Raw genomic sequence first — 26,645 nt, 5'->3', positions numbered from 1 at the left:
GCCCCGATGAAACCGCAAGCCGTCCGCTCGGCTCCCGCCCGCACCCCCGCACCGGCCGCCCCGCTCCCGGAGCCCGGGACCGGCCCCGCGGGGCGCGCGTCCGCCGCCCGCTCCGGCCGTCCGCCCCGGATCAGCCGCCATCTGCCGTTCAGTCCCTGGCTGTTCGCGGCGCCCGGCCTTCTCGTCGTCGGGGTGTTCAGCCTCTACCCGTTCTTCAGCACTCTGGTCAACGCCTTCACCGACCGGCGGACGCTCGTCCCCGGCACGTTCGTCGGACTGGCGAACTTCCGGGAACTGCTGCACGACGAGATGTTCTGGACGGGCCTGCGCAACAGCACGCTGTACGTACTCGGCGTCGTGCCCGCGCTCGTCGTCCTCCCGCTGCTGCTGGCGATGCTCGTCCAGCGGCACATCCCCGGCATCGGCTTCTTCCGCTCCGCCTTCTACACCCCGGTCGTGGCGTCCATCGTGGTCGTCGGACTGATCTGGGTATGGCTGCTCGACGACCGCGGTCTGATCAACTCCCTGCTGGAGACCGTGGGCATCGGCAAGATCGGCTTCCTCAGCGACCAGTGGCTGCTCCTGGTGAGCGCGATGACGGTCACGGTCTGGAAGGGCCTCGGCTACTACATGATCATTTACCTGGCCGCCCTGGCCAACGTGCCCCGGGAACTGCACGAGGCGGCGTCCGTGGACGGTGCCGGAGCCGTCCGCCGGTTCTTCACCGTCACCGTCCCCGCCATCCGCTCCACCATGGTGCTGGTGGCCGCGCTGGCCTCGGTCTCGGCCTTCAAGGTCTTCTCCGAGGTCTATCTGATGGCCGGCCCCGCCGGCGGCCCGGCCGGTGAGGACACCACCCTCGTGATGCTCGTCCAACGGGTCGGCACCGGACTGAGCGGGCGCGTCGGCTACGCCTCCGCCATCTCGGTCGTCATTTTCGTGGTGACCGTGGGGCTGATGCTGCTGGTGCTCCGCGCCGACCGCAAGGAGGACGCGTGAGCATCTTCAAGACCACCGACGCCGAGGGCCGCCGCATCCCGCTCCGGCGGCTCGTCCTGCGGTACGTACTGCTGCTCGTGGTCCTGGTCCTGACCGTCGGACCGTTCCTCTGGCAGCTCTCCACCTCGCTCAAGGGACCGACCGAGGACATCTTCAGCTCCCCGCCGAAGTTCTTCCCCAGCCATCCGACCCTGGACAACTACACCCGGGTCGCCGACACCATCCCGGTCTGGGAGTACGCGCTGAACTCCCTGAAGGTGGCCGGCGCCAACGTGGTCACCAACTGCGTGGGCTCCGCGCTGGCGGGCTACGCGCTGGCACGGCTGCGCTACCGGGGACGCCGGGCCGCCACCCTGGCCTTCATCCTCGCGATGCTGGTCCCGGTGGAGGGCATCATCATCGCCCAGTTCACCACCATGCGGGACCTCGGCCTCAACAACACCCTGCTCGGCGTGCTGCTCCCGGGATCCATCGGCGCGATGAACGTCCTCCTGCTGCGCAACGCCTTCCTCAACCTTCCCCAAGAGGTGGAGGAAGCCGCGTTCGTCGACGGTGCCAACGTGTGGCAGCGGTTCCTCCGGATCGCGCTGCCCTCCGTCAAGGGCACGCTCGCCGTCGTCGCGATCTTCGCCTTCATGGGCTCCTGGGACGACTTCCTCTGGCCCCTCATCGTGCTCAGCGACCCGGACCAGTTCACCCTGACCATCGGGCTGAACTACCTGCACGGCACCTTCGCCAACGACGAGCGGCTCGTCGCCGCGGGCACGGTCATCGCCGTGGCCCCGCTGATCGCGCTCTTCGCCTGCCTGCAGCGCTTCTTCTTCCGGGGAGTCGGCGAAGGCGCCGTCAAGGGCTGAGGGCTGTCCGGCCCCGATCCGCCGGACGCCCCCGACCGCCCGTCGCCCGCACCACAGAACCAGGACCAAAACCTCTCATGCTCTCCGCCCCGCCCCGCTTCGGCGTCAACTACACCCCCAGTCAGGGCTGGTTCCACCACTGGCTGGACTTCGACCTCGACGCCGTCCGTGCCGACCTGGACTCCGTCGCCGGACTCGGCCTCGACCACATCCGGGTCTTCCCGCTCTGGCCGCTCTTCCAGCCCAACCGCACCCTGATCCGCCCGCGCGCCGTCGAACAACTCGTCCAGCTCGCCGACGCCGCCGCCGAGCGCGGCCTCGACGTCAACGTGGACGGCCTCCAGGGCCACCTGTCGAGCTTCGACTTCCTGCCCGCGTGGACACAGACCTGGCACCGCCGCAACATCTTCACCGACCCCGACGTGGTGGCCGGCCAGGTCGCGTACCTGCGGACCCTGGCCCAGGCCCTCGCCGGCCGGCCGAACTTCATCGGCATGACCCTCGGCAACGAGATCAACCAGTTCTCCGGGAACCCGCACCCCGACCCCGACCCCCTCACTCCCGCGCAGGCGGGCGACTGGCTGCGGACCCTGCTCGACGCGTGCGAGGAGGGGGCGCCCGGAAAGCTCCACCTGCACGCCGAGTACGACGCCGCCTGGTACCTCGACGATCACGCGTTCACCCCCGCGCACGCCGCGCGCGTCGGGGCCGTCACCGCGGTCCACTCCTGGGTCTTCAACGGGACCGCCCAACGACACGGCCGGACCGGCACCGCCACCGAACACCACGCCGCCTACATGATCGAGCTCTCCAAGGCCTGGGCCCGGGACCCGCACCGGCCGGTCTGGCTCCAGGAGGTGGGCGCACCCGCACCCCTGATCCCCGCCGAGCACGCCGCCGCGTTCACCGAAGCGACCGTCGCCAACGCACTGGACTGCGAGGACGTCTGGGGCGTCACCTGGTGGTGCTCCCACGACGTCTCCCGGTCGCTGGCCGACTTCCCCGAACTGGAGTACGGCCTCGGGCTGCTGACCAACGACCGGCAGGTCAAACCGGCCGGACACGCCATCGCCCGGATCGTCCGGGAGCAGCGCGCCGCGGCCCACCGCCCCGCCCCCCGGACCACCGCCCTCGTCGTCGACGCGGGCGACGAGGAGACCGCGCCCAACCGCTCGGTCTGCGCGCCCGGCGGAGCGGTCTTCGAGGCGTTCGCCCGGCTCACCGCGGACGGGGCCCGCCCCACCGCGGTCCTCGCCCGCCACGCCGGGGACCGCGACCACCTGGCCGCGCGCGGCATCACCGAGGTCGTCGCCCCCGACCAGGTCCGGTGACCCCGACGGACACCGCGCACCCGCACAGCACCGGAATCGCAGCACGGCACGATACGGAGCAGACCATGACTCAGCCCCAGCCCCAGCCCCAGCCCCAGCCCCAGTCCCAGTCCCAGTCCCAGTCCCAGTCCCAGTCCCAGTCCCAGCCTCAGCGTCAAGCTCGGTTCCAGTCCCGGTGGCGTCCCGCCGTCCCCTCCCGCCGTACCGTGGTCCTCGCGGGAGCGGGCACCGTGGCGGCGCTCATGGCACCCGCCTTCGCTCCGACGGCATCGGCCGCCCCGGCCGCGGAGGCCGATGCCGGTGCACGTGCCGGTGCCGGTGCTGGTGGACTCCAGCCCTACGCCTCGTACTGGTTCCCGGACTCGCTGCCCGCCGGCACGCCGGGCGACGGCATCACCTGGCGCAGCCTCAAGAGCTGGCGCCCCGAGGACGACCGGGACCTGCCGTTCAACACCGCGACCGTCCCGCTCGCCGGACGCTTCACCCCGGTCCCCGCCAACACCACCGCACGGACCGGCCAGGCCCGGATCACGTCCCTGGTCGCCTTCGACCACACCGCGGGCAACCCGTCCCAGGGCTCCGCCACCGCGGACCACTACGCGCTGACCCAGTGGGCGTACATCGACGAACTCGTCTTCTGGGGCGGCTCGGCCGGTGAGGGGCTGATCCTCGCGCCCAACGCCCCCGTCGTGGACGCCGCCCACCGCAACGGCGTACCGGTGCTCGGCACCGTCTTCCTCCCCCCGGTCCACCACGGCGGCGACCTGCGCTGGACCCGGGACCTGGTGCGGCGCGACGCGGCCGGACACTTCCCGCTGGCCGCGAAGCTGGTCGAGGTCGCCACCGCCCACGGCTTCGACGGCTGGTTCCTCAACGCCGAGACCGAGGGCGGGGACGCCGCGCTCGGCGCGGACATGCTCGCCTTCGTCACCGAACTGCGCGCACGCGGCGAGGCCGCCGGGCTCCGTACCACCTGGTACGACGCCATGACCGCGGACGGCCAGGTCGGCTGGCAGGGCGCGCTGAACGACGAGAACACCGCCCTGTTCCGGGAGGCCGACTCGATGTTCGTCGACTTCCGGTGGACCCCGGACACCCTCGCCGCCTCCGGGGAACGGGCCGAGAGCGTCGGGCGGAGCCGCTACGACCTGTGGGCCGGGGTGGACGTCGAGTCCACCGGCTGGAACCGGGAGGTCGACTGGGACGCGATCGTGCCCACCGACCGCCCGCACACCGTCAGTTACGGCTTCTACCGGCCGGAGTGGACACTGAACAGCCTTCCGGCGGACCGGACCCCCGGCCAGTTCCACGTGACGGACCAGCGGTTCTGGACCGGCGACTCGCTGGACCCGTCCCGGCCCGGCCCCCCGTCCGCGTGGCGGGCACCGGCGGTGGTGGTCGCCGACCGCTCGACCGTCGACCGGCTTCCGTTCGCCACCACCTTCAACACCGGCCACGGCCTGCGGTGGTACGAGAACGGCCGGCCGGTCTCGGACACGCCGTGGAACCACCTCGGGCTCCAGGACCGTCTGCCCGGCCGCCGCTGGGTCGTCCGTACCGAGGGTGCCGCCCCGTCCGTCGCCTTCGACTTCGCCGACGCCTGGCGCGGCGGCAGCAGCCTCCTGGTCGACGGCGCCATCGAGGATCCGGCCACCGTGGACCTGTTCGAGACCCGGCTGCCCCTCACCCCGCACACCGTCGTCGAACTCACCCACCGCCTCGACCCGGACTCCGGCCCGGTCACCGTGGAACTCGCCGTCGCCCTGCGCGAACCGGACCGGCCGGGCGCACCGCCCGCATACACCCACCTGCCCGCCGGAGAGCTGCGCCCCGGGGCGGCGGGCTGGACCACCGCGACGCTGCGCCTCGGCCGGCTGCGCGGCACCGTCCACGCCCTGGGCATCCGCCTCACCGGAGCCGGAGCCGGAGCCGGAGCCAGTCCCGGCGCCGGGACTGGGACTGGGTCTGGGAGCGGCACGCGCTCCGGAACCGGCGCGGTCCGGTGGCGGCTCGGCGCGCTGGCCGTGCGCGACGGCGCCGCCACCCCGCACCCGCCGACCGCCCTGCGCGTCACCGACACGGCCGCCACCGCCGACGGCACCGCACTGCGGCTGCGCTGGCACCGCGCGCCGGGCCCGGTACGCCACTACGAGATCCACCGGGAACTCCCGGACAAAACCCGCCGTTTCCTCGGCGGGACCTGCCAGACCGCCTTCTTCCTGCCCGGAATCCGCAGGGAACCCGGCGAGAACTCCGCCCGCCTCGTGGTCACGGCCGTGGACGAGCTCTACACGCCGTCCGGTGCCGCGGTCGTGGCACACCGCTGGTAGGAGACCCCGGCAACCACCCCGGGCAAGCAGCCCGTCGAACCGCCGCAAGCAGCCCCGGCGAACCGTCGGCAAGACCCCCACCCCACCCCACCCCACCCTCATCACAACGGAGTCACCCCATGCACGACGACCGCAGCCTGGTCGAAGCCCGTCTGAAGCGGGTCCTGGACGAACGCATCCGACCCGCCGTATACCCGGAGTCCGTACCGCTGGACGTCGCCGTCTGGAACGCGCCCGGCGAGCCCGTGCCGGTCGCCGAAGGCCTGGCGGGACCCGTGGAGCCCATCGCGGTCGGCGACCGGTGGGGCGCCCCCTGGAGCACCTGCTGGTTCCGCGTCTCGGGGACGGTCCCCGCCCACTGGGCGGGCCGGACCGTCGAAGCGCTGCTCGACCTCGGCTTCGACGAGAACATGCCGGGCTTCCAGTGCGAAGGACTCGTTTACCGCCCCGACGGCACCCCCGTGAAGGGGCTCAACCCGCGCAACCAGTGGGTGCGGGTCGCAGCGCCCGCCGAGGGCGGCGAAGAGGTCCTGCTGCACGTCGAGGCCGCCTCCAACCCCGTCATCCTGGACTACCACCCCTTCCTGCCGACCCGGCTCGGCGACAAGGAGACCGCGGGCGACGAACCGCAGTACACCCTCGCCCGGATGGACCTCGCCGTCTTCGACGAGAACGTGTGGAACCTCGTCCAGGACCTCGAAGTGCTGGGCGAGCTGATGGCGGAGCTGCCCGTCGAGGGCGCCCGCCGCTGGGACATCCTGCGCGCGATCGGCCGGGCGCTCGACGCGGTCGACCTCCAGGACGTCAACGCCACCGCCGAGGCCGCCCGCGCGGAGCTGGCCGGTGTGCTCGCCACGCCCGCCGAGCCGTCCGCCCACCGCATCAGCGCCGTGGGCCACGCCCACATCGACTCCGCCTGGCTGTGGCCGCTGCGCGAGACCGTCCGCAAGGTCGCCCGCACGACGTCCAACATGACGGCCCTGCTGGAGGACGAACCCGACTTCGTCTTCGCGATGTCCCAGGCCCAGCAGTTCGCCTGGATCAAGGAACACCGCCCCGAGGTCTACGACAAGGTCAAGAAGGCCGTCGCGGAGGGCCGGTTCGTGCCGTCCGGCGGCATGTGGGTCGAGTCGGACACCAACATGCCCGGTTCCGAGGCGATGGCCCGTCAGTTCGTGCACGGCAAGCGCTTCTTCCTCGACGAGTTCGGCATCGAGAACGACGAGGCGTGGCTCCCCGACACCTTCGGCTTCGCCGCCGGTCTGCCGCAGATCATCAAGGCCGCGGGCTCCAAGTGGCTGCTCACGCAGAAGATCTCCTGGAGCCAGACCAACAAGTTCCCGCACCACACCTTCCGTTGGGAAGGCATCGACGGCACCCGGATCTTCACCCACTTCCCGCCGGTCGACACCTACAACTGCTCCATGAAGGGCAGCGAGATCGCCCACGCGGCGGACAACTTCAAGGACAAGGGAGTCGCCCGCCACTCGCTCGCCCCGACCGGCTGGGGCGACGGCGGCGGCGGCACGACCCGCGAGATGATCGCGAAGGCCGGCCGGCTGCGCAGCCTGGAAGGGTCCGCGACCGTCGCATGGGAGAAGCCCGCCGACTTCTTCGCCAAGGCCGAGGCCGAATACCCGGACGCACCCGTCTGGGTGGGGGAGCTGTACCTGGAGCTCCACCGGGCCACGCTCACCAGCCAGGCGAAGACCAAGCAGGGCAACCGCCGCAGCGAACACCTCCTGCGCGAGGCGGAGCTGTGGGCCGCCACCGCCGCCGTGCGGGAGGATTTCGCCTACCCCTACGAGCAGTTGGACCGGATCTGGAAGACGGTCCTGCTCCACCAGTTCCACGACATCCTGCCCGGGTCGTCGATCGCCTGGGTGCACCGCGAGGCCGAGAGGACCTACGCGGCCGTCGCGGGCGAACTGAACGGCATCATCGACGCGGCGCAGCGCGCCCTGGCGGGGAACCCGTCCGCCGGACGCGAACTGCTCTTCAACTCCGCCCCGCACACCCGCGACGGAGTACCGGCCGGAGCCGCCGCCACCGCGACCCCCGGAGAGCGGGGACGGCTCACCCCGCGCGAGGACGGCGGGTTCGTGCTCGACAACGGGCTGCTCCGCGTGGAGATCGACGCCCGCGGCCTCGTCGTGTCGGCGTACGACCTCGCCGCCGAGCGCGAGAGCGTCGCACCCGGGCACGCGGCCAACCTGCTCCAGATCCACCCCGACTTCCCGAACATGTGGGACGCCTGGGACGTCGACGCCTTCTACCGGAACACCGTCACCGACCTCACCAACCTCGACGAACTCACCCCGGTCGAGGACACGGCCGCGGTCGGCGTCCGGATCGTCCGGAGCTTCGGCAGCTCCCGGGTGACCCAGCTGCTGACCCTCGCCCCGGGGGCCAAGCGCCTCGACATCGACACCGAAGTCGACTGGCACGAGACGGAGAAATTCCTCAAGGCCGCGTTCCCGCTGGACGTGCACGCCGACCGCTACGCCTCCGAGACGCAGTTCGGGCACTTCTACCGGGCCACCCACACCAACACCAGCTGGGAGGCGGCCAAGTTCGAGGCGTGCAACCACCGCTTCGTCCACCTGGAGGAGCCGGGCTGGGGCGTGGCGCTCGTCAACGACTCGACGTACGGGCACGACGTCACCCGCACCGTGCGCACCTCGGACGCGGGTACCACCACCACCGTGCGGGTGTCCCTGCTGCGCGCCCCCCGCTTCCCCGACCCGGAGACCGACCAGGGCGTGCACCGCTTCCGGCACGCGCTCGCCCCGGGCGCCACGATCGGCGACGCGGTCCGTGAGGGCTTCCGCATCAACCTCCCCGAGCGCCGGGTGACCGGCGGGAGCGAGGTCGCCCCCCTGGTCACGGTCGACAACCCGGCCGTCGTCGTCAGCGCGGTCAAGCTGGCCGCCGACGCCAGTGGTGACCTGGTCGTACGGCTCTACGAGTCCACCGGCGGCCGGGCCAGGGTCCGCCTCGGCTTCGGCTTCGAGGCCACTGGCATCACGGTGACCGACCTGCTGGAGCGGACGCTGGACGAGGCCACGGCGCCGGAGCTCACCGACGCGGGCGCGGCTCTCACCCTGCGCCCGTTCGAGCTGGTCACCCTGCGGCTCGCCCGCCGCTGAGGCACGGCGTGGGGACCGGTGGTGCCGACCCGGTCCCCACGCCCGCGGACTCCTCGCGTTCTGCCGTCAGCGCCCCGTCGTCTTGAGTGGGCGGTCCTCACGCGCGTGCGCCTGCCGTCAGCGCCCCGACGTCTTCAGGAAGACCGGGTTGGTGAGTGCGGCCATCGGGCCGAACATCAGGGCCTCGCCCATGGTGTTGCCCTGCCCCGCCGAACCGTTCGCCATCGGGTGGCGGACCTCGGCGCGCACGTACGCGGCGAGCGACGTGGTCGTACGCCACACCACCGTGCCGGCGCCCTCGGCGCTCAGCGACTCCTGGTGCATCTGGCCCTCGTCGGTGATGAAGCGGACCGTGCCGTTCGGTACGCCCTTCACGTCGAGGCGGACGTCCACCGGCGCGTCGGCGGGCGCCTTGAGGGTCTCGCCGATCCCGGCCTGCCGCGCGTCGCCGCTCACGGTGAAGGCCAGCTCCACCGCGGCGGACTCGGCGATCCAGCTGCGTCCGGCGCGGATTGCGTCCATGACCGCGTCGGTCCGCAGGTCGTCGGCGAGCACCACGTTGTGCGGCAGGCCGATGACCTGCGGGCTGCTGTGGGCGTCGCTGTTGCCCATGGCCGGCAGCGGGCGACCGCCCGAGCGCACCGCCTCGCCGATCTTCTGGTCCCAGGTGCTGACGGCGTGCTCGTCGTCGTACGTCCACGGGCCGGTCCACACCTCGGTGGCGTCCGCCTCGTCGAAGCCGAACTTCCACTGGCTCGCCACGTACGCGCAGTACATGTGGGCGGGCACCACGAGGCCGCCGCCGCGGCGCACCTGGCGGGCGAAGCGGGGGAAGGCGTCGTCGCGGTTGCGGTAGCGCCAGTCGATCCACTCGCCGGGGGGAAGGCCGAGGGCGAGCCAGTGGCCGTTGCGGGTGGTGACCTCCTCACCGGTGATGATCAGCAGGTCGGAACCGGCGTGCTCGCCCCACACCGCGTGCGCGGACGAGGTGTTGTGGTCGGTGGAGACCATGAAGTCCAGCCCCGCGTCCCGCGCACCGGCCGCCACCTCGGCGGGCAGGCGCTTGCCGTCGGAGTGGACCGTGTGCAGGTGGCAGTCGCCCCGGTACCAGGCACGGCCGCGGCCCCTGGCCCGCTGCGGCGGGAAGCTGCGGGGAGCGGCCGGGCCGGGCTCGCCGTAGGTCAGGGTCACCTGGACCTGGTAGTTCAGCCCCTGCGGCGCGACCTGGTACGGCCCGAGCACGATGTGCCAGGTGCCACGGCCGACCTCGCCGGGCAGGTAGCCGGGCGTCGCCTCGCTGTTGCTGATCTCGAAGGAGGTGCGCGAACCGCCGGACCATCCCCGGAAGCCGCGCCCGCCCAGCCCGATGCCGCGCTCGTCGAAGATGCCGATGTCGCAGGAGTTGCCGGGCGTGCCGGAGGGGACCGCGGGCTTGTCGTACGCGTAGGACACGGCGATCTTCCGCACGCCGGACGGGACCTCGACGGGGAGGTAGACGAAGTCGGCCACGCCGGTGGCCAGATGACCGCTGATGACGTGCGTCGCCTCCGAGCCCTGGGGGGCAGGCTGCGCCGCCCGGGCCGGAGGGGCGAACGTCATCGGAGCGAGGGTGAGGGCAGCCGCACCGGCGACACCCGCCGCCAGCAGCCCGCGGCGCCCCGGACCGTCCCCGGGTTCGCCGGTCCGTCCGGCGTCGGGGCGGAGGATGTCCGCCTGGTGCTCGCAGTGTCCGTCAAGGCACATGGGTCGTCCTCAGCAAAGTGTGTTCCGGTGCGGACTGTCCCGGGACAGTCCCTGAAATCCGCTTGCGTCCCGACTCTTGATGATCTTCGTGAACACGGTGTGGCCCCGGCGTGACGGCGCGAGGTATCGACGGTGGCGGAAGCACGCGGTCGGGGGCCGGGTCGCCGACCCGCGTGGGCACGGAGTCCAGCTCACCGACGGCGCGTGCCCGTCGGACGGGTCCAGCCGGGCGCCGGACGAAAGAGAAAGGTTCCAGGGCACCATTCGGACCACCAATAACTGAAAACAGCGGGTGTTCCGGGGTTTGCGTGAACCAGAAAGAGACGTTTCACCAACGACAGGTAAAACGCCAGCTTGCCACTATCATCGGCCCATGGATCTGGCCTCCGATCGCCTTTCACCCCGCAACAGAACCAGGGAAGAAGTCTTCCGGGTCATTCAAGGCGGCGGTGCGCTCACGCGTGCGCAACTCGTGGAAGCCACCGGTCTGTCCCGGAGCACCGTCAATCACGCGGTCTCCCGGCTGATCGCCGAGGAGCGGGTGAAGGAGGAGGACCCGGAGGCGAAGGGGCCGGGGAGCGGCAGCGGACGCCCGGCGGGCGTGCTGAGATGCGTTCCCGGCGGGGCCAGTTCGGCGGCGCTCGACTTCGGGCACACCCACGTCAAGGTCGCCGTCGTCGACGACACGGGCCGGATGCTGGCCCAGCGGCGTGCCGACCTGGACGTCGACCTGCGCGCGTCCGAGGCCATGGACGCTGCGGCGGACCTGCTCGCGGAACTCCGAGGCGAGCATGCCGTCGACGATCTCTCGACCGTGGTAGCGGGGATCCCAGGACCGCTCGACTCGGCCACCGGGCTGGTGCGGTCGCCCACCATCCTCTCCAGCTGGGTCGGCCTCGACCCCGGGAGGGAACTCGAACGCCGGCTGGGCCTGCGGGTCCACGTCGAGAACGACGCCGTGCTCGGGGCCTACGGCGAACTGAGGTGCGGTGCGGGCCAGGGCTACTCCGACTTCCTGTACGTGAAGGCGTCCCACGGCATCGGCGCGGGGATGGTGCTCGGCGGGGAGCCGTACCGGGGAGCACTCGGCATAGCCGGGGAGATCGGCCACACGCCGCTGCCCGGCTACACGGAGCTGTGCCGGTGCGGCAGACGCGGCTGCCTGGAAGCGGTGGTCTCGGTCGAGTCCGTCAAGGCGCAGATCGCCCACACCCATCCCGGCCTGGGCTCCGGCGCCTCCTTCGGGGACCGGCCGGACGATCCGACCACCTGGCGGATCCTGAACGACGCGGGCCGCATCCTCGGCGAGGTGCTCTCCGTCCTGAGCAACCTGCTCAACCCGGCCGCGGTCATCATCGGTGGCGAGCTCGGCGCCGCCGGCGGCGCGCTTCTGGAGGGGGTGGCGGCGACGGTGCAGCGCAGCGCCCAGCCCGCCATCGCCGCGTCCCTCGACGTTCTCCCCGCCCAGCTGGGAAGGGACGCGGAGCTGATCGGCGCGGCGGCGCTCGCCGCCGCTTTCGCGCGGAAGTGACAGGCGGCCGAAGCCCATGGGAGCGCTCCCGCGCGCCTGGTGACGTCTGAGCGTGGGGCGTCCCGTCCCCCGAGTCGGCCCGTCGGCGACTCCGTGAGCGGTGCGCGGGCGGTACCGGGCCCGGCGTCGACGGCGATCGCGCGTCCGGTGCGGGGCCAGCCGGAGCGCGTGCGGCCGGCGCGCGTGCGGTCGGTTGCCGCCGACGTGCCGAGGGAGAGCCGTTGGTCGTGACCGGTTTCCGCCGGCCGGGTCTGGACGTGCGGGTCCGGGCGTCCAGGGTCCGGGCGTGCGGCGCGGGTGCGCGACGGGTGCCGCCCTCCCGGCCGCTTCGGTGGACGAGGGTGCACTCCGGACGAACGAGGGCATCCAGCAGGGGCTTTGTCCTCGGAGCGGAAAAAGTCTGCGCGAATCGACGCACGACTTCTTCACGGCCGTGCCATTGGCTGCTACGTTCCACCGAAAGCCGGATCCGCAAGTCCCGGGAACCCAGGTCGAGTTGTGGTGAGGAGGGGCACGTGAGACGCATGACCGAGCGACCGGCCAACGCCCACCAGGCCCACCTGCTCAAGCTGTTGCGCGACCACGGTCCCCAGTCCCGGGCGCGCCTCGGCGAACAGGTCGACCTCTCGCGGTCGAGACTGGCCGTGGAGGTGGACCGGCTGCTGGAGACCGGGCTCGTGGCCGCCGACGGCCTCGCCGCCTCACGCGGCGGACGCCGGTCCCACAACGTCCGGCTCGCACCGGGGCTCCGCTTCCTCGGCGTCGACATCGGCGCGACCTCGGTCGACGTCGCCGTCACCAACGCCGAGCTGGAGGTGCTCGGCCACCTCAACCGGACCATGGACGTACGCGAGGGCCCCGTCGCGGTCTTCGAGCACGTGCTGGACCTGGCGGCGGAGCTGAGGAAATCGGGACTCGCGGAAGGCTTCGACGGCGCCGGTGTCGGAGTACCCGGACCGGTCAGCTTTCCCGAGGGCGTTCCGGTCGCACCGCCGATCATGCCCGGCTGGGACGGTTTCCCCGTGCGGGAGGTGCTCGGCCAGGAACTCGGCTGCCCGGTCATGGTCGACAACGACGTGAACCTGATGGCCATGGGGGAGCGGCACGCGGGCGTGGCCCGCTCGGTGACCGACTTCCTCTGCGTCAAGATCGGAACCGGCATCGGGTGCGGCATCGTCGCCGGCGGTGAGGTCCACCGCGGAGTGACGGGCAGTGCCGGAGACATCGGGCACATCCAGGCCGTCCCCGGCGGCCGGCCGTGCACCTGCGGCAACCGGGGCTGCCTGGAAGCGCACTTCGGCGGTGCGGCGCTCGCCCGCGACGCGACCGAAGCGGCCCAGCAGGGCCTGTCCGCCGACCTCGCGGCCCGGCTCGCGGCGAAGGGCACCCTCACGGGCGTCGACGTCACAGCCGCCGCGGCGGCGGGGGACGCCATCGCCCTCGACCTGATCCGCGCGGGCGGCACCCACGTCGGGCAGGTCATCGCCGGCCTCGTCTCCTTCTTCAACCCCGGTCTGGTGGTGATCGGCGGCGGAGTGACCGGCCTCGGCCACACCCTGCTCGCGGCCATCCGCAGCCAGGTCTACCGCCAGTCACTGCCCCTGGCGACCGGCAACCTGCCGATCGTCCTCGGGGAACTGGGCCACGACGCCGGAGTCATCGGTGCCGCCCGGCTCATCAGCGACCACCTCTTCTCACCCGCGTAGGGCGTTCCCCGCCAACGGCTCCCCTCCCGGTACAGCGCACCGCACCACCCCGCTCGCACCGCCCGCACGGCTCCGCTCCGCACCGCCCGCACGGCTCCGCAGGTCCGCACAGCTCCGTACCTTCCGTACGGCCACAGCCACTGCCGCTCCGTACCGCCCGCACCGCACAGCGAGTCACCGTCCCGCACCGCACGGCGAGTCACCGTCCCGCACCGCACGGCGAGTCACCGCACTCCACGGCTCGGCGAGTCGCGCACCGCGAGCCGCCGTACCGCCGCGATCCGCACAGCGCGTCCTCGTACCGCTCCAGCACGCCCGAATCCGACCCGACCGACCAGGTGCTCCTGCCCTGACCGAGGCCGTACGTCTGCCGAGGGGAACCCACATGGCACTCCAGCCACCGCTGCTCCACATGTCCGGCATCACCAAGTCGTTCCCCGGTGTCCGCGCCCTGGACGGCGTCGACCTGGAGGTCCAGGCCGGCGAAGTGCACTGCCTGCTCGGCCAGAACGGTGCCGGCAAGTCCACCCTGATCAAGGTCCTCGCGGGTGCCCACCAGCCGGACACCGGCACCATCCACTGGCGCGGCGAGGCCGTGACCCTGCGCTCGCCCATCGCCGCCATGCGTCTCGGCATCGCCACCATCTACCAGGAACTCGACCTGGTGGAGCACCTGTCGGTCGCGGAGAACATCCACCTCGGCCACGAGCCGACCACCGCCGGGTTCGTGGTCAGGAGCCGAGCCGCGCGCACCTCGTCCACCGAACTCCTGCGGCGTCTGGGCCACCCGGAGATCGACCCCGCCCGTCTCGTCGGGGAACTGTCGGCCGCACAGCAGCAGATCGTCTCGATGGCCCGCGCGCTCTCCCACGACGTCCGGCTCATCGTCATGGACGAGCCGTCCGCCGCCCTCGACCCGGACGAGGTCGACAACCTGTTCCGGATCGTCGGGGCGCTGACCGCGGAAGGCGTGGCGGTGGTCTACATCTCGCACCGCCTGGAGGAGATCCGCCGCATCGGAGACCGGGTGACCGTGCTCAAGGACGGCCGGGCGGTCGCGGGCGGACTGCCCGCGGAGTCCACCCCGACCCACGACATCGTCGCCCTGATGACCGGGCGGAACGTCGAGTACGTCTTCCCCCGGCGGCCGGCGTCCCCGCCCGAGGGGCCCGCGGTCCTGGAGCTCCGCGGGCTCTCCCGCGCAGGCGAGTTCGCGCCGCTTGACCTCACCGTCCGCCCCGGCGAGATCGTGGGGCTCGCCGGCCTCGTCGGCTCCGGCCGCTCCGAGATCCTGGAGACCCTCTACGGCGCCCGCAGGCCGACGACCGGACAGGTGCTCGTCGACGGAACCCCGCTCCGGCCGGGCAGCGTGCGCGCTGCGGTCCGGGCCGGTATCGGCCTCGCCCCCGAGGAGCGCAAGGCGCAGGCGCTGCTGATGCTGGAGTCGGTCACCCGCAACGTCTCCCTCTCCACCCTCTCCCGCTTCTCCCGCGCCGGCTGGCTCGACCGCCGCGGGGAACGGGAAGCCGCCCGCGCGGCCACCCGTGAACTGTCCCTGCGCCCCGACAACCCCTCGGTGCCCGTCCGCACCCTCTCCGGCGGGAACCAGCAGAAGGCGGTGCTCGCCCGCTGGCTGCTGCGCGGCTGCCGCGTGCTGCTGCTCGACGAACCGACCCGGGGCGTCGACGTGGGAGCCCGCGCCGAGCTGTACGCGGTGGTGCGGCGGCTGGCCGACGAAGGACTCGCGGTGCTGCTCGTGTCCAGCGAGGTCCCCGAAGTGCTGGGCCTCGCCGACCGCGTGCTGGTGCTGCGCGAGGGCCGCGTCGTGCACGAGGCGCCGGCCCGAGAACTCGACGAACACCGCGTACTCGACATCGTTCTGGAAGGAAGCCCGGCATCATGACGCAGCACGCCTCCCCGCCCCGCGACAGCACCGACAAGGCGCAACCGGCCGGCACCCTCCCCGTCTGGCGCTCCCTGCTGGCGCGCGCTGACATCCGCACCCTTTCGCTGCTCGGCGTGCTGGTCGCCCTCGCCGTCGTCGGCGGCATCACCAAACCGGACGAGTTCCTGGACACCCAGAACCTCCAACTCGTCCTCACCCAGGCATCGGTGATCGGCGTCGTCACGGTCGGCATGACCTTCGTCATCACCTCCGGAGGCATCGACCTGTCGGTCGGCGCCGTGGTCGCCCTCGCCTCGGTGTGGGCGACCACGGTGGCCACCCAGGAGTTCGGATTCGCGGGCATCCTCTTCACCGCCCTGCTCGTCGGCGTGGCCTGCGGTTTCGTCAACGGGCTGCTCATCTCCTTCGGCGGCATGGTCCCGTTCATCGCGACCCTCGCCATGCTCGCCTCGGCCCGCGGGCTCGCGCTCCAGATCACCGACGGCAAGACCCAGATCGTCACGGTCGACGGGCTCCTCGGCCTCGGCGAGCGCGACTCGTACGTACTCGGCATCCCGCCCCTCGTCCTGGTGTTCGCAGCCGTGACCGTCGTCGGCTGGCTGGTGCTCAACCGCACCACCTTCGGGCGCCGTACGATCGCCGTCGGCGGCAACGCCGAGGCGGCCCGGCTCGCCGGCATCGACGTACGCCGCCAGCGGCTCTACCTCTACCTGCTGTCCGGACTGTGCTGCGGCATCGCCGCCTTCATGCTGATCATCCTCTCCGGGTCCGGACAGAACACCAACGGCAATCTCTACGAACTCGACGCCATCGCCGCCGCGATCATCGGCGGAACCCTGCTCAGCGGGGGACGCGGCACCATCACCGGGTCCGTGCTCGGCGTCCTGATCTTCACCACGATCACCAACATCTTCGCCCTGAACAACCTGCAGAGCGACGTCCAGCAGATTGCCAAGGGCGCGATCATCGTCGCCGCGGTGCTCGTCCAGCGCCGCACCGCGAGCACGACCTGAGGAAGGGGTTCACCGTCATGTCACACCTCACCAGCCGCAGAGGGCTGCTCTTCGGGAGCGCCGCCATCTCCGCCGGAGCGCTGCTCACCGGTTGCACGAGCAATGAGAGCAAGGACGAGAAGCCCGCCGCCGCCGAGCGGCCGGCCGCCGACGACCAGCCCGGCAAGCCGGTCACCATCGGGTTCGCCGGCCCCCAGGCCGACCACGGCTGGCTCAACGCGATCAACGACAACGCCAAGAGTCGCGCCAAGAAGTACTCGGACGTCACCCTGGAGATCACCGAGGGCTCCAACGACACCGCCGCGCAGATCGGCCAGATCGAGACCCTCATCAACAAGAAGGTCGACGTCCTGGTGATCCTCCCCGCGGACGGCAAGGCCCTCACCCAGGTCGGGCTGAAGGCGATGCGCGCCGGCATCCCGGTGATCAACCTGGACCGGATCTTCAACACCCCGCAGGCGTACCGCTGCTGGATCGGCGGCGACAACTACGGCATGGGCTTCAACGCCGGTCACTACATCGGCGAGAAGCTCAAGGGCAAGTCCGGCGCCCGCGTCGTCGAGCTCGCCGGTCTGGACAACCTGGAGCTGACCAAGCAGCGCACCCAGGGCTTCGACGACGCCCTCAAGAACTACCCCGACATCCAGAAGGTCGCCCGCCAGGCCGCCGACTTCACCGTCGAGTCCGGCCAGGCCAAGATGGCCCAGCTCCTCCAGGCGCAGTCGAAGATCGACGCCCTGTGGAACCACGACGACGACCAGGGCGTCGGCGCGCTGCGCGCCATCGAACAGGCCGGACGCGACGAGTTCCTGATGGTCGGTGGCGCCGGCGCGCTCTCCGCCTTCGAGGTGATCAAGCAGGACAGCGGGGTCCTGAAGGCCACCGTGCTGTACCCGCCGACGATGGCAGCCTCGGCCATCGACCTGGCCCGCGCACTCGGCCAGGCCAAGGGGGTCGGCGGCCTCGCCGAGTACGAGATCCCCTCGTCGATCACGCTCTACTCCGCCGTCGTCGACAAGGACAACGTCGACCAGTACATGCCCACCGGCTTCCGCTGACGGGCCAGGCCGTGTCCCCGGCGTCCCGCCGCGCGCCCGGAAACGAGGCGCGGTCCCGGACGGGCGCCGCGGACACGGCCTCCGCACCCCCACGGATCTACGAAGAGGATGAGGAGGACCCACCATGGGACACCCGGAGCAGATCGAAGGACCGGAGGCGGCGAAGCCACCGCTCCGCGTCGGAATGGTCGGATACGCCTTCATGGGCGCCGCCCACTCCCAGGGCTGGCGCACCGTGGGCCGCGTCTTCGACCTGCCCCTGAGACCGGTCCTGGCGGCCATCTGCGGCCGGGACGACGCCGCGGTCCGGGCGGCGGCCGACCGGCACGGCTGGGCGAGCGCCGAGACCGACTGGCGCGCCCTGGTGGCGCGGGACGACATCGACCTCGTCGACATCTGCACCCCCGGCGACAGCCACGCCGAGATCGCGCTGGCCGCGCTGGCCGCGGGCAAGCACGTGCTGTGCGAGAAGCCTCTCGCCAATACGGTGGCGGAAGCCTCCGCGATGGCCGTGGCCGCCGAAGAGGCAGCAGAGCGCGGGCAGTTGACGATGGTCGGCTTCAACTACCGGCGGTTGCCCGCCACGGCCCTGGCCCGCCGGATGGTGGCCGAGGGAAGGATCGGCGCGCTGCGGCACGTACGGGTGTCCTATCTCCAGGACTGGCTGGTGGACCCGTCCTTCCCGCTCACCTGGCGGCTGCGCAGGGAGCACGCCGGTTCCGGCGCGCTCGGCGACCTGGGCGCGCACATCGTCGACCTCGCCCAGTACCTGGCCGGTGAACGGCTGGCCGGTGTCTCGGCGCTCACCGAGACCTTCGTACGGCGGCGCCCGCTGCCCGCCGGGCCCACCAGCGGCCTCGCCGCCGGGGCGGTGGCCGGTACCGGGGAGGTCACCGTCGACGACGCCGCCGTCTTCACCGGCCGGTTCGCCTCCGGCGCCCTCGCGTCGTTCGAGGCCACCCGCTACGCGACCGGCCGCAAGAACGCGCTGCGCATCGAGCTCAACGGAGAACGCGGGTCGCTCTCCTTCGACCTGGAGCGCCTCAACGAGCTCGCCTTCCACGACGGCACCGAACCCGGAACGCACGCCGGGTTCCGCCGGATCCTCGTCACCGAGCCCGACCACCCCTACGTGGAGGCCTGGTGGCCCCCGGGCCACGGCCTGGGCTACGAGCACTCCTTCGTCCACCAGGCCCGCGATCTCGTGCACGCCGTCGCCGAACGGCGTGCTCCCGAGCCCTCCTTCGAGGACGGGCTGCAGGTCCAGCGGGTGCTCGCCGCGGTGGAGGAGAGCGCAGAGAAGAACTCCGTCTACACCCCGATCGTGTTCTAGAGGAGGCCCCGTGCCGCGCAGTTTCACGCTCTTCACCGGTCAGTGGGCCGACCTCCCGCTGGAGGAGGTCTGCCGCCTGGCCCGCGACTTCGGCTACGACGGCCTCGAACTCGCCTGCTGGGGAGACCACTTCGAGGTCGACAAGGCGCTCGCCGATTCCGCCTACCTGGACTCGCGGCGCGAGCTCCTGGACCGTTACGGGCTCAAGTGCTGGGCCATATCGAACCACTTGGTGGGACAGGCCGTCTGCGACGCCATCATCGACGAACGCCACCAGGCCATCCTGCCCGCCCGGATCTGGGGGGACGGCGAGGCCGAGGGCGTACGGCGGCGTGCCGCGGCCGAGATCGCCGACACCGCCCGCGCCGCGGCGGCCTTCGGCGTCGACACCGTGATCGGGTTCACCGGTTCGGCGATCTGGCACTTGGTCGCCATGTTCCCGCCCGCCCCCGAGTCGATGATCGAGCGGGGCTACCAGGACTTCGCCGACCGGTGGAACCCGATTCTGGACGTCTTCGACGCCGAAGGCGTCCGCTTCGCCCACGAGGTCCACCCCAGCGAGATCGCCTACGACTACTGGACCACCCGGCGCGCCCTGGAAGCCGTCGGCCACCGGCCCGCCTTCGGACTCAACTTCGACCCCTCCCACTTCGTGTGGCAGGACCTCGATCCGGTCGGCTTCCTCTGGGACTTCCGCGACCGGATCTACCACGTCGACTGCAAGGAAGCCCGCAAGCGCCTGGACGGACGCAACGGACGGCTCGGCTCCCACCTGCCCTGGGGCGACCCCCGCCGCGGCTGGGACTTCGTCTCCGCCGGCCACGGCGACGTCCCGTGGGAGGACGTCTTCCGGATGCTGGCCTCCATCGACTACCAGGGGCCGGTCTCCGTCGAGTGGGAGGACGCGGGTATGGACCGGCTCCAGGGCGCCCCCGAGGCCCTGGCCCGGCTCAAGGCGTTCGACTTCGACCCGCCGAAGGCATCGTTCGACGCGGCCTTCGGCACCCAGCCCTCCTGACCCGGCGGCTCCGGGGCCCGGCCGCCCGGCCGTGGGCCGTGTGGTGAAAGGCCCCGGAGTCCGCCACCGCGATCCTCGGCTCCGCTCCCCGGGACGAAGGCGCGTCCCGGCGCACCGCACCCGCCCTGACCAACCAGCCCCACTCCGGAGGCGTTCGTGCACGGCACCGACCGCACCACCCACCACCCCCACACCCCCGCACACCATCACCCACCGACGAGCGCGGCGCCCCTCCGAGGGCCGAGGGGGCTGTGATGCGTACGACCGGCAGACTGACGACGGCCGTTGCCGGAGCGGCCCTGCTCCTGGGCTGCGTGGCCGGACCCTCCGCCGCGCACCCGGCCGGGACCAAGCGCGTCCTGGTCTTCTCCAAGACGGCCGGGTTCCGCCACGACTCTATCCCCGAGGGAATCGCCGCCGTGCGCGAACTCGCGGCGCAGGGCGGCTTCGCCGTCGACGCCACGGAGGACTCCACCGCCTTCACCGCGAAGAATCTGCGGCGCTACGACGCGGTGGTGTTCCTGTCGACGACGGGAGACGTCCTCGACGACCGCCAGCAGTGGGCCTTCGAGGGGTACATCCGCCGCGGCGGCGGGTACGTGGGCGTCCACGCCGCCGCCGACACCGAGTACGACTGGGAGTTCTACGGCGGCCTGGCCGGGGCCTGGTTCCGGGCGCACCCGGCGATCCAGCCGGCCACGGTACGCGTGGAGGACCGCGCGCACCCGGCGACAGCGGGTCTGGCGCGGACGTGGGACCGTACGGACGAGTGGTACAACTACCGCTCCAACCCGCGCGAACACGCCCACGTCCTCGCCTCGCTCGACGAGTCCTCGTACCAGGGCGGCACCATGGACGGCGACCATCCGATCGCCTGGTGCCAGGAGTACCGGGGCGGTCGCGCCTTCTACACCGGTGGCGGTCACTCCAAGGAGTCGTACGCCGAACCCGCCTTCCGGCAGCACCTGCTGGGCGGGATCCGCTGGGCCATCGGCGAGGCCCAGGCCGACTGCCGGCCGGAGAACGGCTACCGGCCGCTGTTCGACGGCGCGTCCCTGGACGGCTGGCAGCAGGCGGGGCCGGGCTCCTTCACCCTGTCCGAGGACGGCACGCTGACCTCCGACGGCGGGATGGGGCTGCTCTGGTACGCGGGCCGGAGCTTCGAGTCGTACTCCCTGAAGCTCGACTGGAAGACGGAGGGCGACGACAACTCGGGTGTGTTCGTGGGCTTCCCGCCCTCCGACGACCCGTGGTCCGCCGTGGACCACGGCCACGAGATCCAGATCGACGCCACCGACACACCGGACCGCACCACGGGCTCCGTCTACGGATTCAAGTCCGCCGACCGGAAGAAGCGCGACCGCGCGCTGAACCCGCCGGGGGAGTGGAACACGTACGAGATCCGCGTCGAGGGCGAACGCCTGCGTGTCTGGCTCAACGGCGTACGGATCAACGACTTCACCAACACCGATCCGTCCCGGAGCCTGCGCGAGGGACACCTCGGCATCCAGAACCACGGAGCCGGTGACCAGGTGTCGTTCCGCGACATCCGGATCAGAGAACTCCCCTGAGGCGGGTCCGGCCCCGTTCCACCCGACGGGCGCGGCGGGCGGGGCGCGCCGTACCCCCGCCCGCCGGCCTCGTCCCGGGCCGCGCGCCGGTCCGGTCCGCTCCGGCGCCGCGCCCCGCATCCGCACGGCCCTCGCACGGCACTCGTACCGCACACGCAAGACACGCAGGGAATTCGCCCGGCAAGGAGGCTGCCATGTCTGTCATGTCCGCGTCTAATTCCGCAGCTCGGGTGGGAGTGTGGCTGATCGGCGCCCGCGGCTCCGTCGCCACCACCACCGTCGCCGGCTGCGCCGCCGTGGCCGCCGGCCTGCACCCGCCCACCGGAATGGTCACCGAGACGCCCCCGTTCGCCGCCTCGGGCCTGCCCTCCCTGGCGTCGCTGGTGTTCGGCGGACACGACGTACTGGACTGCCCGCTGCCCAAGCGCGCGGAGCAACTGGCGGCGGCCGGAGTGCTGCCGCACGGCCTCCCGGCCGCCGTGGCAGCCGAACTCGCCGCGGCGGACGCGGAGATCAGGCCGGGCGGCCCGGTGGCCGGGGACACCCGCGGCCCCGACGAGGTGATCTCCGCCTTCGCCCGGGACATCCAGGACTTCGCGGGCAGACACGGTCTGGACCGCACGGTGGTCGTCAACGTCTCCACCACCGAGCCGGCCCCCACCGGCACGAGCCTGCCGCCCAGTTCGCTGTACGCGGCGGCGGCCCTGCGCGCCGGGTGCGCGTACGTCAACTTCACCCCGTCGACGGGCCTGCACCACCCGGAACTGGCCGACGCGGTGGCGGCCTCGGGCCTGCCCTACGCGGGCCGGGACGGGAAGACCGGCCAGACGCTGCTGCGGGCCGTCCTCGGCCCCATGTTCGCCCAGCGGGCCCTGGCGGTCCGCGCCTGGTCCGGCACCAACCTGCTCGGCGGCGGAGACGGAGCCGCCCTCGCCGACCCGGCCGCCGCCGCGGCGAAGAACGCGGGCAAGGAACGGGTCCTCGCCGACACTCTCGGCACCACCCCGCAGGGCGTGGTGCACATCGACGACGTACCCGCGCTCGGCGACTGGAAGACCGCCTGGGACCACGTCGCGTTCGACGGCTTTCTCGGCACCCGGATGATCCTGCAGACCCTGTGGCAGGGCTGCGACTCGGCACTGGCCGCCCCGCTCGTCATCGACCTCGCCCGACTCGCCCTGCGCGCCCAGGAAGCCGGATTCCGGGGGCCGTTGGGCGAACTCGGGTTCTACTTCAAGGACCCGGTGGGCGACAGCCCCGCGGCGCTGGGCGAGCAGTACGCGGCGCTGCTCCGCTTCGCCGGGCGGCTGCGCGACGGGACGGCCGGGGCCGGTGCCGAGGCGGGCGGGGCCGCCGCCCCGGAGCAGCCCGCAGCGCGGGAGGCGGGGTGCTGAGGGCCTTGGTGGCGACGCTCCGGTCCGCGGTGCGTCGGCCGGGCGGCCGGAGCCCGGCCGCGGACCCCACGCCCGGACCCCGCGTACCGAACCTCCCCGCCCGCCCGGCGGACGCGCCCCGGACAACGCACCCCCCGAACACCCCGGCGGACCCACCCGCAGGCCGGGGCCCCGACCTGCGGGCCTGGGCCGAACTGCTGCGCCTCCCGGCCCTGTTCACCGTTCCCGGGGACGCACTGGCCGGAGCATCGGCGTCCGGCGGGCGGCCCGGCCCCCGTACCCTGCTGGCCATCGGATCCTCCCTCTGCCTCTACGAGGCGGGCATGGCCCTCAACGACTGGGCCGACCGGGACGAGGACGCCGCCGAGCGCCCCCACCGCCCGCTTCCCTCCGGCCGGGTGCGCCCGGGAGCTGCCCTCGCGGCGGCCTCCGTCTGCACCGCGGCGGGCCTCGCCCTGGCCGCACGGGCGGGCCGCCCCGCACTCGCCGTCGCGATCCCGCTGGCGGCGGCGGTCTGGGCGTACGACCTGGGGCTCAAACGGACCCCGGCGGGCCCCGCGGCGATGGCGGCGGCACGCGGTCTCGACCTGCTGCTCGGTGCGGCGGCTACCGGGCCCGGTACCCGCCCCGTGCGGCACGCGGCACCGTCCGCGGCGCTCCTCGCCGGTCATACCCTGGCCGTCACGGCGGTCTCCCGGCGGGAGACGACCGGCGGTACCCCGCTCGTACCGCTGGCCGCGCTCGCCACGGCCGGCGCCCTCACCCTGCTGCTCGGCGCACGGCCCGGCGCGCGCGGAACGTCCGGCGCACCCGCCCCGTCGAGGACCGTCGGGAATCTCCTGCGCACCGGCACCACCACCGGCTACGCCATGACGGCAGCCCGCCCCTACCTCCACGCGGCCCTCAACCCGTCACCCGCCCTCACCCAGCGCGCCGTCGGCGGCGGCATCCGCGCCACCATCCCGCTCCAGGCCGCGCTCTGCGCCCGCTCCGGCGCCCCGGCCACCGCCCTGCTGACCGCCGCACTGGCCCCCCTCGCCGCCAGGACCGCCCGGAAAGTGAGCATCACATGAGCCCCCCTGCCGACCTCCCCGAGCCCTCCGGAACTCCCGGGGGAACCGGTGCGCCGCTGCGCTTCGGATACGGCACCAACGGCCTGAGCGACCTCCGGCTCGACGACGCCCTCGGCCTCCTCGCCGACCTCGGCTACGACGGAGTCGGACTCACGCTCGACCACATGCACCTCGACCCGCTCGCCCCGGACCTCGGCGCGCGCACCCGGCGCGTCGCCGGCCGGCTGGCGGCGCTCGGGCTGGGCGTGACCGTGGAGACGGGCGCCCGGTACGTCCTCGACCCCCGGCGCAAGCACGGGCCCACCCTTCTCGACGCCGACCCGGCCGACCGGGCCCGCCGCACCGACCTGCTGGTCCGCGCGGTCAGGGTCGGCGCGGACCTCGGGGCCCACGCCGTGCACTGCTTCAGCGGGATCGCCCCCGACGGCACGGACCCGGACACCGCCTGGCAGCGGCTGACCGAGTCCATGGCCCCCGTCGTGGACGCCGCCGCGACCGCCGGGGTCCCCCTCGCCGTCGAACCCGAGCCCGGCCACCTCCTCGCCACCCTCGCGGACTTCCACCGGCTGCGCCACACGCTCGGCGATCCGGGGCACCTCGGCCTCACCCTCGACATCGGTCACTGCCAGTGCCTCGAACCCCTCCCTCCCGCCGACTGCGTCCGCGCCGCAGCCCCGTGGCTGCGGCACGTCCAGATCGACGACATGCGGCGCGGCGTGCACGAGCACCTGCCCTTCGGCGACGGCGACATCGACTTCCCGCCGGTCCTGGCGGCCCTCGCCGCCACCGGCTACCGGGGCCTGACCGTCGTCGAACTGCCCCGGCACTCGCACGCGGGGCCCGAGCAGGCCGCCCGGTCCCTCCCGTTCCTGCGCCGGGCCGCCACCGCCGCCACGGACCGGCGGAAGCCACCGGCCGACGCACCCCGCCCCGACGGCGCACCCCCTTCCGGCGGTGCACCCCCTCCGGACAGTGCACATCGCCCCGACGGCCCACATCGCCCGGACCGCGCATCCCCTCCGCCCGGCACGCCCACCGCCACCCCAGAAGGGAGAACCGCATGACACCCCGGACCACCTCCCCGGAAGCAGCCACCCCCTCCCCGGACACCACCGGGCCGGCCCGCACCACCCTCGCCGCCACCTCCCCCGACGCGCTGCTCGCGCTGCTGCGCGCCCGGCTCCACCCCGCCGCCCGTACCTGGCTGGACCGTGCCCTCGCCGATGCCACCGCGTCCCCGCGCGACCACGGCTCCCCGCCCGCATGGGAGGCGCGCCTCGCCGAAGCCGGCCGCCGCTGCGGCCCCGCGCACGCGGACGCCACCCGTGTCCTGCTGCTGCGCGCGGCCCGCGCCGGCCACGACACCCTCACCCGTGTCTACCGTCAGGGCACCGCCGACGAGCGCCGCGCCGTCCTGCACGCGCTGCCCGCCCTCGTACCGGGCCCGGACGCGCTTCCCCTCGTGGAGGACGCGCTGCGCACCAACGACACCCGGCTGCTGGCAGCCGCGGTCGGTCCCTACGCCGCCCGTCACCTGGGCGCCCACGCCTGGCGGCACGCCCTCCTCAAGTGCCTGTTCACGGGCGTCCCCGTCGACACGGCGGCCGACCTCGCCCGGCGCGCCCACGGCGACACCGAACTCGCCCGCATGCTCCGCGACTTCGCCGCCGAGCGCACCGCCGCCGGCCGCCCCGTGCCCGAGGATCTCCGACGGGTGCTGTCCCTGACCGGGACCTCGGCCCCGCCCGAGCCGTCGGACGACCGCCACGGAGAGGAATCCTGATGCGCCTTTTCGATCCCCACATCCACATGACCTCCCGCACCACCGACGACTACCGGGCCATGAGCGCCGCAGGCGTACGCGCCGTCGTCGAACCCTCCTTCTGGCTCGGGCAGCCCCGTACCTCGCCCGCCTCCTTCCTGGACTACTTCGACTCCTTGCTCGGCTGGGAACCCTTCCGCGCCGCGCAGTACGGCATCGCCCACCACTGCACCCTCGCCCTCAACCCGAAAGAGGCCAACGACCCCCGCTGCGCCCCGGTACTCGACGAACTGCCCCGCTACCTCGTCAAGGACCAGGTCGTCGCGGTGGGCGAGATCGGCTACGACTCCATGACCCCGGCCGAGGACACCGCTCTCGCCACCCAGCTCCAGCTGGCCGCCGACCACGGGCTGCCCGCCCTGGTGCACACCCCGCACCGGGACAAGCTCACCGGACTGCGCCGCACGCTCGACCTCGTCCGCGAGTCCGCGCTGCAGGCCGAACGGGTCCTCGTCGACCACCTCAACGAGACCACCGTCGGCCTGGCCGCCGACAGCGGCTGCTGGCTCGGCTTCTCCGTCTACCCCGACACCAAGATGGACGAGAAGCGGATGGTCGCGATCCTCCGTACCCACGGCCTCGAACGCGTCCTGGTCAACTCAGCCGCCGACTGGGGCCACAGCGACCCCCTGAAGGTCCGCAAGGTCGCCGACCTCATGCTCGCCGAGGGCTTCACCGACGACGACGTCGACCGGGTGCTGTGGCGCAACCCCGTCGCCTTCTACGGACTCAGCGGGCGCCTGAACCTGGACGCGTCCGCCACCGGACCCACCCACGAGGGCAACAGCCTCCAGCGCGGAGGGGAGTGACC

Annotated in this window: 19 protein-coding genes; 18 read left to right on the top strand and 1 reads right to left on the bottom strand. The window is 72.7% G+C overall.

From position 1 onward, the window contains the following. Window positions 1-6 precede the first annotated feature (6 nt). From ACFWEE_RS05285 to ACFWEE_RS05265, 5 genes are all read left to right on the top strand, one after another. Complete coding sequence (locus ACFWEE_RS05285) at window positions 7-999, top strand: carbohydrate ABC transporter permease (protein WP_386886531.1); 993 nt, start codon at window positions 7-9, stop codon at window positions 997-999. Beyond that, the gene (locus ACFWEE_RS05280; protein ID WP_386886530.1) at window positions 996-1,856 is read left to right on the top strand and encodes a carbohydrate ABC transporter permease; all 861 of its coding nucleotides are present in this window, start codon (window positions 996-998) and stop codon (window positions 1,854-1,856) included. The genes ACFWEE_RS05285 and ACFWEE_RS05280 overlap by 4 nt, the downstream gene beginning before the upstream one ends. Window positions 1,857-1,933: 77 nt before the next feature. After that, window positions 1,934-3,187: a glycosyl hydrolase gene (locus tag ACFWEE_RS05275; protein WP_386886529.1), complete on the top strand. Its 1,254-nt coding sequence runs from the start codon at window positions 1,934-1,936 to the stop codon at window positions 3,185-3,187. Window positions 3,188-3,429: 242 nt separating this feature from the next. Then, window positions 3,430-5,517: an endo-beta-N-acetylglucosaminidase gene (locus tag ACFWEE_RS05270; protein WP_386886772.1), complete on the top strand. Its 2,088-nt coding sequence runs from the start codon at window positions 3,430-3,432 to the stop codon at window positions 5,515-5,517. Window positions 5,518-5,636: 119 nt separating this feature from the next. Then, window positions 5,637-8,666 (top strand): alpha-mannosidase, encoded by a 3,030-nt coding sequence (locus tag ACFWEE_RS05265; RefSeq protein WP_386886528.1) that lies wholly within the window; start codon window positions 5,637-5,639, stop codon window positions 8,664-8,666. Window positions 8,667-8,783: 117 nt separating this feature from the next. Here ACFWEE_RS05265 and ACFWEE_RS05260 read toward each other — a convergent pair whose 3' ends face one another. Continuing rightward, window positions 8,784-10,409, bottom strand: a complete 1,626-nt coding sequence (locus ACFWEE_RS05260; protein WP_386886526.1) for a CehA/McbA family metallohydrolase — start codon at window positions 10,407-10,409, stop codon at window positions 8,784-8,786. 373 nt (window positions 10,410-10,782) lie between these two features. Here ACFWEE_RS05260 and ACFWEE_RS05255 point away from each other — a divergent pair, with 373 nt between their 5' ends. The 13 genes from ACFWEE_RS05255 (at window position 10,783) to ACFWEE_RS05195 (ending at window position 26,643) form a co-directional block, all read left to right on the top strand. Further along, complete coding sequence (locus tag ACFWEE_RS05255) at window positions 10,783-11,940, top strand: ROK family protein (protein ID WP_386886524.1); 1,158 nt, start codon at window positions 10,783-10,785, stop codon at window positions 11,938-11,940. Between the two features lie 524 nt (window positions 11,941-12,464). Continuing rightward, the gene (locus ACFWEE_RS05250) at window positions 12,465-13,646 is read left to right on the top strand and encodes an ROK family protein (protein WP_386886770.1); all 1,182 of its coding nucleotides are present in this window, start codon (window positions 12,465-12,467) and stop codon (window positions 13,644-13,646) included. A gap of 385 nt (window positions 13,647-14,031) precedes the next feature. Then, window positions 14,032-15,549: a sugar ABC transporter ATP-binding protein gene (locus ACFWEE_RS05245; RefSeq protein WP_386886523.1), complete on the top strand. Its 1,518-nt coding sequence runs from the start codon at window positions 14,032-14,034 to the stop codon at window positions 15,547-15,549. Beyond that, window positions 15,546-16,565, top strand: coding sequence for an ABC transporter permease (locus ACFWEE_RS05240; RefSeq protein ID WP_386886522.1), 1,020 nt, complete (start codon window positions 15,546-15,548; stop codon window positions 16,563-16,565). The genes ACFWEE_RS05245 and ACFWEE_RS05240 overlap by 4 nt, the downstream gene beginning before the upstream one ends. Before the next feature lie 17 nt (window positions 16,566-16,582). After that, window positions 16,583-17,623, top strand: coding sequence for a substrate-binding domain-containing protein (locus ACFWEE_RS05235; RefSeq protein WP_266713863.1), 1,041 nt, complete (start codon window positions 16,583-16,585; stop codon window positions 17,621-17,623). Window positions 17,624-17,747: 124 nt separating this feature from the next. Continuing rightward, the gene (locus tag ACFWEE_RS05230) at window positions 17,748-18,956 is read left to right on the top strand and encodes a Gfo/Idh/MocA family protein (protein ID WP_386886520.1); all 1,209 of its coding nucleotides are present in this window, start codon (window positions 17,748-17,750) and stop codon (window positions 18,954-18,956) included. A gap of 10 nt (window positions 18,957-18,966) precedes the next feature. Next, entirely contained in the window at window positions 18,967-19,974 is a 1,008-nt protein-coding gene (locus ACFWEE_RS05225; RefSeq protein WP_386886519.1) for a sugar phosphate isomerase/epimerase family protein, read from the top strand. A 254-nt stretch (window positions 19,975-20,228) separates the two neighbouring features. Further along, on the top strand, window positions 20,229-21,545 hold the full coding sequence (locus ACFWEE_RS05220; RefSeq protein WP_386886518.1) for a ThuA domain-containing protein: 1,317 nt from the start codon (window positions 20,229-20,231) through the stop codon (window positions 21,543-21,545). 203 nt (window positions 21,546-21,748) lie between these two features. Further along, window positions 21,749-22,939 (top strand): inositol-3-phosphate synthase, encoded by a 1,191-nt coding sequence (locus ACFWEE_RS05215; RefSeq protein ID WP_386886517.1) that lies wholly within the window; start codon window positions 21,749-21,751, stop codon window positions 22,937-22,939. A gap of 176 nt (window positions 22,940-23,115) precedes the next feature. Beyond that, entirely contained in the window at window positions 23,116-24,012 is an 897-nt protein-coding gene (locus ACFWEE_RS05210) for an SCO3242 family prenyltransferase (protein ID WP_386886768.1), read from the top strand. After that, window positions 24,009-25,076, top strand: a complete 1,068-nt coding sequence (locus ACFWEE_RS05205; RefSeq protein WP_386886515.1) for a sugar phosphate isomerase/epimerase family protein — start codon at window positions 24,009-24,011, stop codon at window positions 25,074-25,076. Before ACFWEE_RS05210 ends, ACFWEE_RS05205 begins: the two co-directional genes overlap by 4 nt. Continuing rightward, window positions 25,073-25,795 (top strand): EboA domain-containing protein, encoded by a 723-nt coding sequence (locus ACFWEE_RS05200; protein ID WP_386886514.1) that lies wholly within the window; start codon window positions 25,073-25,075, stop codon window positions 25,793-25,795. The genes ACFWEE_RS05205 and ACFWEE_RS05200 overlap by 4 nt, the downstream gene beginning before the upstream one ends. Further along, complete coding sequence (locus ACFWEE_RS05195; protein WP_386886512.1) at window positions 25,795-26,643, top strand: TatD family hydrolase; 849 nt, start codon at window positions 25,795-25,797, stop codon at window positions 26,641-26,643. The genes ACFWEE_RS05200 and ACFWEE_RS05195 overlap by 1 nt, the downstream gene beginning before the upstream one ends. The last annotated feature ends 2 nt before the right edge of the window (window positions 26,644-26,645 follow it).

This window comes from Streptomyces sp. NPDC060184 (genome assembly GCF_042728795.1).
Lineage (GTDB): Bacteria > Actinomycetota > Actinomycetes > Streptomycetales > Streptomycetaceae > Streptomyces.
This window is presented reverse-complemented; position numbering and strand designations above follow the sequence as displayed.

Bases quoted from the DNA above. Each gene is read 5' to 3' on its own strand.
- ACFWEE_RS05285 (WP_386886531.1), top strand. From the start codon at position 7: ATGAAACCGCAAGCCGTCCGCTCGGCTCCCGCCCGCACCCCCGCACCG.
- ACFWEE_RS05275 (WP_386886529.1), top strand. From the start codon at position 1,934: ATGCTCTCCGCCCCGCCCCGCTTCGGCGTCAACTACACCCCCAGTCAG.
- ACFWEE_RS05270 (WP_386886772.1), top strand. From the start codon at position 3,430: ATGGCACCCGCCTTCGCTCCGACGGCATCGGCCGCCCCGGCCGCGGAG.
- ACFWEE_RS05265 (WP_386886528.1), top strand. From the start codon at position 5,637: ATGCACGACGACCGCAGCCTGGTCGAAGCCCGTCTGAAGCGGGTCCTG.
- ACFWEE_RS05260 (WP_386886526.1), bottom strand. From the start codon at position 10,409: ATGTGCCTTGACGGACACTGCGAGCACCAGGCGGACATCCTCCGCCCC.
- ACFWEE_RS05255 (WP_386886524.1), top strand. From the start codon at position 10,783: ATGGATCTGGCCTCCGATCGCCTTTCACCCCGCAACAGAACCAGGGAA.
- ACFWEE_RS05250 (WP_386886770.1), top strand. From the start codon at position 12,465: ATGACCGAGCGACCGGCCAACGCCCACCAGGCCCACCTGCTCAAGCTG.
- ACFWEE_RS05245 (WP_386886523.1), top strand. From the start codon at position 14,032: ATGGCACTCCAGCCACCGCTGCTCCACATGTCCGGCATCACCAAGTCG.
- ACFWEE_RS05240 (WP_386886522.1), top strand. From the start codon at position 15,546: ATGACGCAGCACGCCTCCCCGCCCCGCGACAGCACCGACAAGGCGCAA.
- ACFWEE_RS05235 (WP_266713863.1), top strand. From the start codon at position 16,583: ATGTCACACCTCACCAGCCGCAGAGGGCTGCTCTTCGGGAGCGCCGCC.
- ACFWEE_RS05230 (WP_386886520.1), top strand. From the start codon at position 17,748: ATGGGACACCCGGAGCAGATCGAAGGACCGGAGGCGGCGAAGCCACCG.
- ACFWEE_RS05220 (WP_386886518.1), top strand. From the start codon at position 20,229: ATGCGTACGACCGGCAGACTGACGACGGCCGTTGCCGGAGCGGCCCTG.
- ACFWEE_RS05215 (WP_386886517.1), top strand. From the start codon at position 21,749: ATGTCCGCGTCTAATTCCGCAGCTCGGGTGGGAGTGTGGCTGATCGGC.
- ACFWEE_RS05205 (WP_386886515.1), top strand. From the start codon at position 24,009: ATGAGCCCCCCTGCCGACCTCCCCGAGCCCTCCGGAACTCCCGGGGGA.
- ACFWEE_RS05200 (WP_386886514.1), top strand. From the start codon at position 25,073: ATGACACCCCGGACCACCTCCCCGGAAGCAGCCACCCCCTCCCCGGAC.
- ACFWEE_RS05195 (WP_386886512.1), top strand. From the start codon at position 25,795: ATGCGCCTTTTCGATCCCCACATCCACATGACCTCCCGCACCACCGAC.